Genomic DNA, 9,444 nt, shown 5'->3' with positions numbered 1-9,444 from the left:
GCGACGCGCCACGCACGACGTGGTGCGGGCGCCGGCGAAGGGGGAGTGCTAGGTCGATTTGGCCGCCTCGCCCCGCCTCTGGCACACTGGGTGGGTTGCTTGATGCACGCCGGGTACTCACGTGCCCGTCGTGGACCCTGGTGAAACGCATCGAACCGCTGCACGACGGCGGGGCGACACACCGGATGGATCAAGTTCCGGCTCGACCGGACTGCCGACTCGGACGTCATACCTATGGGATGACGTGCGCCGCGGAACGGGTGCGACACACCCGACCGCGTGGGTCGGACGCCCGGGCGAGACGAACCACAGACCACTGCACGACGGCGAGAAAGAGACAAGGCTCAGATGGCCGGACAGAAGATCCGCATCCGACTGAAGTCGTATGACCACGAGGTCATCGACAGCTCGGCGCGCAAGATCGTCGACACGGTGACCCGTGCCGGCGCCACCGTTGTTGGCCCTGTGCCGCTGCCCACGGAGAAGAACGTCTTCTGCGTGATCCGGTCGCCGCACAAGTACAAGGACAGCCGCGAGCACTTCGAGATGCGTACCCACAAGCGCCTCATCGACATCATCGACCCGACGCCGAAGGCCGTCGACTCGCTCATGCGACTCGACCTGCCGGCGGACGTCAACATCGAGATCAAGCTCTGATCGCAGGGACGACGTTATGACTACTGTTATCGACAAGACCGTCAAGGGTGTCCTCGGCGAGAAGCTCGGTATGACCCAGGTCTGGGACGACGAGAACCGCCTCGTCCCGGTGACCGTCATCCAGGCTGGCCCGTGTGTCGTCACCCAGGTCCGCACCACCGGCACCGACGGCTACGACGCCGTCCAGATCGCCTACGGGTCCATCGACCCGCGCAAGGTGAACAAGCCGGAGGCCGGGCACTTCGCCAAGGCCGGGGTCACCCCGCGCCGCTACAGCATCGAGATGCGCACGGCTGACGCCTCGCAGTACTCGCTCGGCCAGGAGCTGACCGCCGAGACCTTCACCGGTGGCGAGAAGATCGACGTCACCGCGACGACCAAGGGCAAGGGCTTCGCCGGCGTCATGAAGCGCCACGGCTTCCACGGCGTGAGCTCCTCGCACGGTGCGCACAAGAACCACCGCAAGCCGGGCTCCATCGGTGGCTGCGCCACCCCGGGCCGTGTCTTCAAGGGCATGCGCATGGCCGGCCGCATGGGTGGCGTGCGCCAGACCACCCAGAACCTGACGATCCACGCCGTCGACGCCGAGAAGGGTCTGCTGCTCGTCAAGGGCGCCGTCCCCGGCCCCCGCGGCAGCGTCGTCCTCGTCCGCAACGCGGTGAAGGGAGCCTGACGTGCCGACCATCGACATCCTCAGCCCGGCCGGCCAGAAGTCCGGCACGGTGGACCTGCCCGCCGAGATCTTCGACGTGCAGACCAACGTCCCCCTGATCCACCAGGTGGTCGTCGCCCAGCTCGCCGCGGCGCGCCAGGGCACGCACTCGACGAAGACCCGCGGCGAGGTCCGCGGCGGTGGGCGCAAGCCGTACCGCCAGAAGGGCACCGGCCGCGCCCGTCAGGGCTCGACCCGCGCGCCGCAGTTCGCCGGCGGTGGCGTCGTCCACGGCCCGCAGCCGCGCGACTACAGCCAGCGCACGCCCAAGAAGATGAAGGCCGCCGCCCTGCGCGGGGCCCTGTCGGACCGGGCTCGCCACGGCCGCATCCACGTGATGTCCGCCCTCGTCGAGGGCGACGCCCCGTCGACGAAGTCGGTCGCCGGCGTCCTCGGCTCGCTCTCGGAGCGCAAGAACCTCCTCGTGGTCCTCGACCGCTCGGACGTCCTGTCGACCAAGAGCGTGCGCAACCTCGCCGACGTCCACGTCCTGTGGGCCGACCAGCTCAACACCTACGACGTGCTCTGCGCGGACGACGTGGTCTTCACGCAGGCCGCGCTCGACGCCTTCGTCGCCGGTCCCGCCACGAAGACCGAGGAGGTCGCCAAGTGAGCACCACCGTCAAGGACCCCCGCGACATCCTCATCCGTCCGGTCGTCTCGGAGAAGTCGTACGCGCTGCTCGACGAGGGCAAGTACACCTTCCTCGTCGACCCGCGGGCCAACAAGACCGAGATCAAGATCGCCGTCGAGCAGATCTTCGAGGTCAAGGTCGACTCGGTCCACACCATGAACCGCCCGGGCAAGACGCGCCGTACCCGCTTCGGGATCGGCAAGCGCAAGGACACCAAGCGTGCGATCGTCACCCTCCGCGAGGGCTCGATCGACATCTTCGGTGGCCAGGGCTGAAGGTAGAGGAACGTAACCATGGGTATCCGTAAGTACAAGCCGACCACGCCCGGTCGCCGCGGCAGCTCCGTCGCCGACTTCGTCGAGGTGACCCGGTCCACGCCGGAGAAGTCCCTCGTCCGTCCGCTGAGCAAGTCCGGTGGCCGCAACGCCAGCGGTCGTATCACGACCCGTCACATCGGTGGTGGCCACAAGCGCGCCTACCGTGTCATCGACTTCCGTCGTCACGACAAGGACGGGGTGCCGGCCAAGGTCGCGCACATCGAGTACGACCCCAACCGCACCGCGCGCATCGCGCTGCTGCACTACGCCGACGGCGAGAAGCGCTACATCCTCGCGCCGAACAAGCTCAAGCAGCACGACCCGATCGAGGCCGGCCCTGGTGCCGACATCAAGCCGGGCAACAACCTGCCGCTGCGCAACATCCCGACCGGTACGACGATCCACGCGGTCGAGCTGCGTCCGGGCGGCGGCGCCAAGCTGGCCCGCTCGGCCGGCACGAGCATCCAGCTCCTCGGCAAGGAGGGCCCCTACGCCACGCTGCGCATGCCCTCCGGTGAGATCCGTCGCGTCGACGTGCGCTGCCGCGCCACCGTCGGCGAGGTCGGCAACGCCGAGCAGAGCAACATCAACTGGGGCAAGGCAGGCCGCATGCGCTGGAAGGGCAAGCGCCCGACCGTCCGTGGTGTCGTCATGAACCCCGTGGACCACCCGCACGGCGGTGGCGAGGGACGCACCTCTGGTGGCCGTCACCCCGTCTCCCCGTGGGGCCAGCCGGAGGGCCGGACCCGACGTCCGGGCAAGGCGAGCGACAAGCTCATCGTCCGCCGCCGTCGTACTGGCAAGAAGCGCTGAGTAGGAGCCTGAGACATGCCTCGTAGTTTGAAGAAGGGCCCCTTCATCGACGACCACCTTCAGAAGAAGGTGGACGCTCAGAACGAAGCGGGCAGCAAGAACGTCATCAAGACCTGGTCTCGCCGATCGGTCATCAGCCCCGACATGCTCGGGCACACCTTCGCCGTGCACGACGGCCGCAAGCACGTCCCGGTGTTCGTCACCGAGGCGATGGTCGGTCACAAGCTCGGCGAGTTCGCACCGACCCGCACCTTCCGCGGTCACGTGAAGGACGACAAGAAGGGACGGCGTCGCTGATGGCTACCGACACCACCCAGACCCCCGCCCTCGAGGCCCGGGCTGTCGCGCGTCACACGCGCATCACCCCGATGAAGGCCCGACGGGTCGTCGACCTCATCCGTGGCAAGGACACCCAGACCGCCATCGCGACGCTCATGTACGCGCCGCAGGCTGCCTCGGAGCAGACCCTCAAGGTCCTGCAGTCCGCCATCGCGAACCTGCGCGTCCGCTCGGACGAGCTCGGTGAGCCCTTCGACGAGCGCAACCTCGTCGTCTCGGCCGCCTTCGTGGACGAGGGCCCGACGATGAAGCGGTTCCGTCCGCGTGCGCAGGGTCGCGCCGGCCGGATCAACAAGCGCACGAGCCACATCACCGTGGTCGTCACCGCGAAGCCTGAGAAGGCCGCGAAGGGAGGGACCCGCTGATGGGTCAGAAGATCAACCCGCACGGCTTCCGCCTGGGTATCACCACCGACCACAAGAGCCGCTGGTTCGCCGACTCCAACAAGGAGGGGCAGCGCTACCGCGACTACGTCAAGGAAGACGTCGCGATCCGCAAGCTGCTCTCGACGGGCATGGAGCGCGCCGGCATCGCCCGCGTGGAGATCGAGCGCACGCGTGACCGCGTCCGCGTCGACATCCACACCGCGCGTCCGGGCATCGTCATCGGTCGCCGCGGCGCCGAGGCCGACCGCATCCGCGGCGAGCTCGAGAAGCTCACCGGCAAGCAGGTCCAGCTGAACATCCTCGAGGTCAAGAACCCCGAGATCGAGGCTCAGCTCGTCGCCCAGGGCATCGCCGAGCAGCTCGCTGCTCGCGTGACCTTCCGTCGCGCCATGCGCAAGGGCATCCAGTCCTCGCAGCGCGCCGGTGCCAAGGGCATCCGGATCCAGTGCTCCGGTCGTCTCGGCGGCGCCGAGATGTCCCGCAGCGAGTTCTACCGCGAGGGTCGCGTGCCGCTGCACACCCTCCGCGCGAACATCGACTACGGCTTCTACGAGGCCCGCACGACCTTCGGCCGCATCGGCGTCAAGGTCTGGATCTACAAGGGCGACATGACGGAGAAGGAGTTCGCCGCGCAGCAGGCGTCCGCCGCCCCGCGTGGCCGCGGCCCCCGCCGCGACCGCGACGACCGTCCCGCCCGTGCCCGTCGCAACGACCAGGGCTCCGCCCCGCAGGCCACCGAGGCTCCCGCCGAGGCCCCGGCCGCGTCCGCCCCGAGCACCGAGGGAGAGAACCGCTGATGCTCATTCCTCGTCGAGTGAAGCACCGCAAGCAGCACCACCCGAAGCGTTCGGGGATGGCCAAGGGCGGCACGACGATCGCCTTCGGTGACTACGGCCTCCAGGCTCTCGAGCCGGCCTACGTCACCAACCGCCAGATCGAGTCTGCTCGTATCGCCATGACCCGCTACATGAAGCGTGGCGGCAAGGTGTGGATCAACATCTACCCCGACCGTCCGCTCACGAAGAAGCCTGCTGAGACCCGCATGGGTTCCGGCAAGGGTTCGCCCGAGTGGTGGGTCGCCAACGTCAAGCCCGGCCGCGTCATGTTCGAGCTCTCCGGCGTCTCGGAAGAGGTCGCCCGCGAGGCCATGCGTCTGGCCATGCACAAGCTGCCGATGAAGTGCCGCTTCATCGCGCGTGAAGGTGGTGACATCTGATGGCAGTCGGATCCAAGGACCTGACTCCCTCGGACCTGCGTGAGCTGGCCGACGACCGTCTGGTCGACGAGCTGCGCAAGGCCAAGGAGGAGCTCTTCAACCTCCGTTTCCAGTCGGCCACCGGCCAGCTGGAGTCCCACGGTCGGCTGCGCGCCGTCCGCAAGGACATCGCCCGGATCTACACCGAGATGCGTGAGCGCGAGCTGCGCATCGGTCAGGGCCCCAGCACGACGGACGGGACCGGTGAGAGCAAGTGAGCGAGAACGTGAAGGATGAGACCGTGACCGAGGCGCGCAACTACCGCAAGGCCCGCCGTGGCTACGTCGTCAGCGACAAGATGGACAAGACCGTCGTCGTCGAGGTCGAGGACCGCGTCAAGCACGCGCTCTACGGCAAGGTCATGCGCAAGAGCCACAAGGTGAAGGCGCACGACGAGGCGAACGCCGCCGGTATCGGCGACCACGTCCTCATCATGGAGACCCGCCCGCTGTCGGCGACGAAGCGCTGGCGCCTCGTCGAGATTCTGGAGAAGGCCAAGTGATCCAGCAAGAGTCCCGTCTCCGGGTGGCCGACAACACCGGCGCCAAGGAGATCCTGTGCATCCGCGTGCTCGGCGGCTCCGGCCGTCGCTACGCCGGCATCGGCGACACCATCGTGGCGACCGTCAAGGACGCGATCCCTGGCGGCAACGTCAAGAAGGGTGACGTCGTCAAGGCCGTCATCGTGCGCACGACCAAGGAGCGTCGCCGCGTCGACGGCTCCTACATCAAGTTCGACGAGAACGCCGCCGTGATCCTCAAGAACGACGGTGACCCCCGTGGCACCCGCATCTTCGGCCCTGTCGGCCGCGAGCTGCGCGACAAGAAGTTCATGAAGATCGTGTCGCTGGCGCCGGAGGTGCTCTGAGCCATGGCGAAGATGAAGATCAAGAAGGGTGACCTCGTGCAGGTCCTGTCCGGCAAGGACAAGACCAAGCAGGGCAAGGTCATCGCCGTCCACACCGAGACGCAGCGCGTCGTCGTCGAGGGCGTCAACCGCGTCACCCGCCACACCAAGGCGGGCGTGGGTGGCCAGGCCGGCGGCCTCGTCGTCCAGGAGGCGCCGATCCACGTGAGCAACGTGGCGGTCGTCGACCCGGAGGACAACAAGCCGACCCGGATCAAGACCCGCGTCGAGAGCGTCGAGCGTGACGGCAAGACGAAGACGAGCCGGACCCGCATCGCGGGCCGCTCGGGCAAGGACCTCTGAGATGACTGAGACCATCGAGACCCCCGCGACCTCGGTCGCCCCGCGCCTCAAGACGCGCTACCAGGACGAGATCAAGGGCGCCCTGCAGGAGCAGTTCGGCTACTCGAACGTCATGCAGATCCCCGGTCTGGTCAAGGTCGTCGTCAACATGGGTGTCGGCGACGCGGCCAAGGACAGCAAGCTCATCGAGGGCGCGATCCGCGACCTCACCGCCATCACCGGCCAGAAGCCGCAGGTGACCAAGGCCCGCAAGTCCATCGCGCAGTTCAAGCTGCGCGAGGGCATGCCGATCGGTGCGCACACCACGCTGCGGGGCGACCGCATGTGGGAGTTCCTGGACCGCCTCGTCTCCGTCGCCCTGCCGCGCATCCGCGACTTCCGCGGTCTGTCGCCCAAGCAGTTCGACGGTCGTGGCAACTACACCTTCGGCCTCACCGAGCAGTCGATGTTCCACGAGATCGACCAGGACAAGATCGACCGGGTCCGCGGCATGGACATCACCGTGGTCACCACGGCGACCAACGATGACGAGGGCCGCGCCCTGCTCAAGCAGCTCGGCTTCCCCTTCAAGGAGAACTGACATGGCGAAGACTGCCCTGGTCAACCAGGCCAACAAGAAGCCGAAGTTCAAGGTGCGGGGCTACACCCGCTGCCAGCGCTGCGGCCGTCCCCACTCGGTCTACCGCAAGTTCGGCCTGTGCCGGATCTGCCTGCGCGAGATGGCGCACCGCGGCGAGCTGCCCGGTGTCACCAAGTCGAGCTGGTAACCACCCCGGCCGGAGGGCCGAGGTGAGACACCTCGGCCCGCCGGCCACCGCGGCACCCGCCGCAACCCCCGACGTTCTACATCGCAGGTCGCCCGGAGATCCCCTCCGACCGTGAAACCGCGATGAGGAAGGGCAAGAGAAGCCCATGACCATGACCGACCCGATTGCGGACATGCTGACCCGCGTGCGGAACGCCAACTCGGCGCACCACGACGACGTCTCCATGCCGTACTCCAAGCTCAAGTCGCACATCGCGGAGATCCTCCAGGCCGAGGGCTACATCGCGGGCTGGACCGTCGCCGACGCGACCGTCGGCAAGACGCTGACGATCAACCTCAAGTACGGCCCGAACCGCGAGCGCTCCATCGCCGGGGTGCGCCGGGTGTCCAAGCCCGGTCTGCGCGTGTACGCCAAGTCGACCAACCTGCCGAAGGTCCTCGGTGGCCTGGGCGTCGCGATCATCTCGACGTCCTCCGGTCTCCTCACGGACAAGCAGGCCGCTAGCAAGGGTGTGGGTGGGGAAGTCCTCGCCTACGTCTGGTAAGGGAGAGCAACATGTCGCGTATCGGACGACTCCCGGTCGCCATCCCCAGCGGTGTCGACGTGACCATCGACGGCCCGACGGTGACCGTCAAGGGTCCCAAGGGCGAGCTGAGCCACGTCGTGGCCCAGCCCATCTCCGTCGAGAAGGGTGAGGACGGCGTCGCCGTCACCCGCCCCGACGACGCTCGCGAGTCCCGCAGCCTGCACGGGCTGACCCGCTCGCTCATCAACAACATGGTGGTCGGCGTGACCGAGGGCTACACGAAGAAGCTCGAGATCCACGGCACCGGTTACCGCGTGCAGAACAAGGGCGGTTCGCTCGAGTTCGCGCTCGGCTACAGCCACTCGATCACGGTCGACGCGCCGGAGGGCATCACCTTCGCCGTCGAGAACCCCACCCGCTTCTCGGTGCAGGGCATCGACAAGCAGCTCGTCGGTGAGGTCGCCGCCAACATCCGCAAGCTCCGCAAGCCCGACCCGTACAAGGGCAAGGGTGTCCGCTACGAGGGCGAGCACATCCGCCGCAAGGTCGGAAAGGCTGGTAAGTAAGCCATGGCTATGACTGTCAAGCGCGCCAAGGGCAAGGTTGCCGCGCGAGGCCGCCGCCACCTGCGCGTGCGCAAGAAGATCACCGGTACCGCGGTCCGTCCGCGCCTGGTCGTCAGCCGCTCGAGCCGGCACGTCTTCGTCCAGGTCGTCGACGACACCGTGGGCAAGACCGTCGCCTCCGCGTCGACGATGGAGGCCGACGTCCGCACCGTCACCGGTGGCAAGACCGAGCAGGCCAAGAAGGTCGGTGAGCTCGTCGCCGAGCGCGCCAAGGCTGCCGGTGTCGAGGCCGTCGTCTTCGACCGTGGTGGCAACAAGTACCACGGCCGCGTCGCCGCGATCGCCGACGGTGCCCGCGAAGGTGGGCTGGCCCTGTGATGTCGCAGAAGCAGACTGTCGAGAAGAGGAACATCTGATGCCCGGACCCCAGCGTCGAGGCGCCGGTGCCGCAGGCACCAACGAGCGCTCCAACAGCCGCGGTGACAACCGCGGGGGCCGCCGCGACGGCGGCCGCGACAACCGCGCCGCCGAGAGCCAGTACCTCGAGCGCGTCGTGACCATCAACCGCGTCTCCAAGGTCGTCAAGGGTGGTCGTCGCTTCAGCTTCACCGCTCTCGTCATCGTCGGTGACGGCGACGGCACCGTGGGCGTGGGCTACGGCAAGGCCAAGGAGGTGCCCGCGGCGATCGCCAAGGGTGTCGAGGAGGCCAAGAAGTCGTTCTTCAAGGTGCCCCGCATCCAGGGCACCATCCCTCACCCCATCCAGGGTGAGGCCGCCGCGGGTGTCGTCCTGCTCCGTCCCGCCTCGCCCGGTACCGGTGTCATCGCCGGTGGTCCGGTGCGTGCGGTGCTCGAGTGCGCCGGCATCCACGACGTCCTGAGCAAGTCGCTCGGGTCGGACAACGCGATCAACATCGTCCACGCGACGGTCGCGGCCCTCAAGGGTCTCGAGCGTCCGGAGGCCGTGGCCGCCCGCCGCGGTCTGCCGCTGGACGAGGTCGCCCCGGCCGCGATGCTGCGCGCCCAGGCCGCCGGTCGCCAGGAGGCCCGTGAGGCCGCCGACGCGAAGGCAGGTGCCTGATGCCGCGGCTGAAGGTCACCCAGACCCGTTCCGAGATCGGTGGCAAGAGCAACCAGCGTGACACGCTGCGCAGCCTCGGTCTGAAGCGCATCGGCGACGTCGTCGTCAAGGAGGACCGCCCGGAGATCCGTGGCATGGTCCGTACGGTCGCGCACCTCGTGGCCGTCGAGGAGGTTGACTGA

General features: G+C 68.0%; 20 protein-coding genes. All 20 read left to right on the top strand.

What is annotated here, in order from left to right; genetic code table 11:
• The first annotated feature begins 348 nt into the window (after positions 1-348).
• The 20 genes from rpsJ to rpmD all read left to right on the top strand — a co-directional run bounded on the left by rpsJ (position 349) and on the right by rpmD (position 9,444).
• Positions 349-657, top strand: coding sequence for a 30S ribosomal protein S10 (gene rpsJ, locus EEW87_RS08310; RefSeq protein ID WP_012867945.1), 309 nt, complete (start codon positions 349-351; stop codon positions 655-657).
• A 16-nt stretch (positions 658-673) separates the two neighbouring features.
• On the top strand, positions 674-1,330 hold the full coding sequence (gene rplC, locus EEW87_RS08305) for a 50S ribosomal protein L3 (protein WP_123092235.1): 657 nt from the start codon (positions 674-676) through the stop codon (positions 1,328-1,330).
• Position 1,331: 1 nt separating this feature from the next.
• Positions 1,332-1,982 carry a 50S ribosomal protein L4, sunset domain variant gene (gene rplD / locus EEW87_RS08300; RefSeq protein WP_068277100.1) on the top strand — a complete coding sequence of 217 codons (651 nt, stop codon included), beginning with the start codon at positions 1,332-1,334 and terminating at the stop codon, positions 1,980-1,982.
• Positions 1,979-2,278, top strand: a complete 300-nt coding sequence (rplW, locus tag EEW87_RS08295) for a 50S ribosomal protein L23 (protein WP_068277101.1) — start codon at positions 1,979-1,981, stop codon at positions 2,276-2,278. Before rplD ends, rplW begins: the two co-directional genes overlap by 4 nt.
• A gap of 18 nt (positions 2,279-2,296) precedes the next feature.
• Positions 2,297-3,133 carry a 50S ribosomal protein L2 gene (gene rplB, locus EEW87_RS08290; RefSeq protein WP_068277103.1) on the top strand — a complete coding sequence of 279 codons (837 nt, stop codon included), beginning with the start codon at positions 2,297-2,299 and terminating at the stop codon, positions 3,131-3,133.
• A 15-nt stretch (positions 3,134-3,148) separates the two neighbouring features.
• Positions 3,149-3,430: a 30S ribosomal protein S19 gene (gene rpsS, locus EEW87_RS08285; RefSeq protein ID WP_068277107.1), complete on the top strand. Its 282-nt coding sequence runs from the start codon at positions 3,149-3,151 to the stop codon at positions 3,428-3,430.
• Positions 3,430-3,837, top strand: a complete 408-nt coding sequence (rplV, locus tag EEW87_RS08280; RefSeq protein ID WP_123092234.1) for a 50S ribosomal protein L22 — start codon at positions 3,430-3,432, stop codon at positions 3,835-3,837. The genes rpsS and rplV overlap by 1 nt, the downstream gene beginning before the upstream one ends.
• Positions 3,837-4,655, top strand: a complete 819-nt coding sequence (rpsC, locus tag EEW87_RS08275; RefSeq protein WP_068277115.1) for a 30S ribosomal protein S3 — start codon at positions 3,837-3,839, stop codon at positions 4,653-4,655. The genes rplV and rpsC overlap by 1 nt, the downstream gene beginning before the upstream one ends.
• Positions 4,655-5,074 (top strand): 50S ribosomal protein L16, encoded by a 420-nt coding sequence (rplP, locus tag EEW87_RS08270; protein ID WP_068277117.1) that lies wholly within the window; start codon positions 4,655-4,657, stop codon positions 5,072-5,074. Before rpsC ends, rplP begins: the two co-directional genes overlap by 1 nt.
• A complete protein-coding gene (gene rpmC / locus EEW87_RS08265; RefSeq protein ID WP_068277123.1) occupies positions 5,074-5,331 on the top strand; it encodes a 50S ribosomal protein L29 in 258 nt (85 codons plus the stop codon). Before rplP ends, rpmC begins: the two co-directional genes overlap by 1 nt.
• 23 nt (positions 5,332-5,354) lie before the next feature.
• Positions 5,355-5,615, top strand: a complete 261-nt coding sequence (gene rpsQ, locus EEW87_RS08260; RefSeq protein ID WP_123092380.1) for a 30S ribosomal protein S17 — start codon at positions 5,355-5,357, stop codon at positions 5,613-5,615.
• On the top strand, positions 5,612-5,980 hold the full coding sequence (rplN, locus tag EEW87_RS08255; RefSeq protein ID WP_068277134.1) for a 50S ribosomal protein L14: 369 nt from the start codon (positions 5,612-5,614) through the stop codon (positions 5,978-5,980). The genes rpsQ and rplN overlap by 4 nt, the downstream gene beginning before the upstream one ends.
• 3 nt (positions 5,981-5,983) lie before the next feature.
• Positions 5,984-6,322, top strand: coding sequence for a 50S ribosomal protein L24 (gene rplX, locus EEW87_RS08250; protein ID WP_225985132.1), 339 nt, complete (start codon positions 5,984-5,986; stop codon positions 6,320-6,322).
• Position 6,323: 1 nt separating this feature from the next.
• Positions 6,324-6,902 (top strand): 50S ribosomal protein L5, encoded by a 579-nt coding sequence (gene rplE, locus EEW87_RS08245; RefSeq protein ID WP_123092233.1) that lies wholly within the window; start codon positions 6,324-6,326, stop codon positions 6,900-6,902.
• Position 6,903: 1 nt separating this feature from the next.
• Positions 6,904-7,089, top strand: coding sequence for a type Z 30S ribosomal protein S14 (locus EEW87_RS08240; RefSeq protein WP_068277143.1), 186 nt, complete (start codon positions 6,904-6,906; stop codon positions 7,087-7,089).
• 145 nt (positions 7,090-7,234) lie between these two features.
• The gene (gene rpsH, locus EEW87_RS08235; protein WP_068277152.1) at positions 7,235-7,633 is read left to right on the top strand and encodes a 30S ribosomal protein S8; all 399 of its coding nucleotides are present in this window, start codon (positions 7,235-7,237) and stop codon (positions 7,631-7,633) included.
• An 11-nt stretch (positions 7,634-7,644) separates the two neighbouring features.
• Positions 7,645-8,181, top strand: coding sequence for a 50S ribosomal protein L6 (gene rplF / locus EEW87_RS08230; protein ID WP_068277153.1), 537 nt, complete (start codon positions 7,645-7,647; stop codon positions 8,179-8,181).
• 3 nt (positions 8,182-8,184) lie between these two features.
• On the top strand, positions 8,185-8,559 hold the full coding sequence (gene rplR, locus EEW87_RS08225; protein ID WP_068277158.1) for a 50S ribosomal protein L18: 375 nt from the start codon (positions 8,185-8,187) through the stop codon (positions 8,557-8,559).
• A gap of 37 nt (positions 8,560-8,596) precedes the next feature.
• A complete protein-coding gene (rpsE, locus tag EEW87_RS08220; protein WP_068277159.1) occupies positions 8,597-9,262 on the top strand; it encodes a 30S ribosomal protein S5 in 666 nt (221 codons plus the stop codon).
• On the top strand, positions 9,262-9,444 hold the full coding sequence (rpmD, locus tag EEW87_RS08215; protein WP_123092232.1) for a 50S ribosomal protein L30: 183 nt from the start codon (positions 9,262-9,264) through the stop codon (positions 9,442-9,444). The genes rpsE and rpmD overlap by 1 nt, the downstream gene beginning before the upstream one ends.

The organism is Janibacter melonis, from assembly GCF_003721155.3.
In the GTDB taxonomy this organism is placed as follows: Bacteria; Actinomycetota; Actinomycetes; order Actinomycetales; family Dermatophilaceae; genus Marihabitans; species Marihabitans melonis.
This window is presented reverse-complemented; position numbering and strand designations above follow the sequence as displayed.